The 940-nt window shown below is 47.8% G+C and carries 1 protein-coding gene; it reads right to left on the minus strand.

The window, feature by feature from the left end; all coding sequences use genetic code 11:
• Positions 1-54: 54 nt before the first annotated feature.
• Positions 55-940, minus strand: an 886-nt coding sequence (locus tag R7Z77_RS24355) for an IS5 family transposase (protein WP_318136930.1), incomplete at its 5' end; no start/stop codon positions are given.

Below are 940 nucleotides of genomic sequence, written 5' to 3' on the forward strand. Positions count from 1 at the left end.
GGCTTTGTTGCTTAATTCGATGAGAAGACATGGTAGCCCCATGTTGTTCAGTTCTTAAACAACATACTGAGTTTCAGGCATACCTACCCCTGTAAGCTTGTTCAGCGCTTTGATCATAGCGTAAGTCTCACCAACTTGAGCGTTGTAGTCCCTCAGGCTTAATTTCCCACCTAACAACTGTTTTACCCGATACATTGCTGTCTCTGAGAGCGAGCGCTTATGATAACCATACCGCTTTTTCCATTTCTTGTTAGAGCCGTAGAGCTTCTGGCAACCCACTGCTAAGTTGCGAGGATGTCCTCGTTCCCAGAAGGCTGCCCCTTCTCGTGGCGGAATGAGTGGAACAGCTCGCTTGAGCCGTATGGCATCATGGCAATTCCTTGTGTCATAAGCACCATCGCCTGATATCTCAATGATTTTACGGCGTGTCTGCTTAAGCAAGTTGGGAAGTACTTCGGCATCGGTTACGTTAGATAAGCTCAGCTCTGCTGCGACTATTTCGTGGGTGCTAGTATCTACTGCGATATGCAGCTTACGCCAAACCCTACGCTTCCCGTCAGTACCATGCTTCTTGACCTTCCATTCGCCTTCGCCATAAACCTTGAGGCCAGTGGCATCAATGGCTAGGTGTTGTATCGCACCTCTGGTTTTAGTTTTAAATGAAACCTCAACTTCCTTAGCTCGACGGCTTATACAGGTGTAGTGGGGACAAACTAGCGGGATGTTAGCCAGCTTAAATACCGAGTCTAGAAATCCTTGCAGTGCTCTCAACGGCATAGAGAATATGCGTTTCACCATCAGTGCAGTAGTAATGGCTAAGTCGCTGAATTGGCGAGGTCTGCCGCGCTTGCCTTGTTTGTTTTGCTTCCACTCGGCTATCGCTTCCTCATCAATCCAAAAGGTCAGAGAACCACGGTTTATTAAGGCTTTGTTGTACTGC

The sequence above is a fragment of the Vibrio sp. 1401 genome (genome assembly GCF_033340295.1).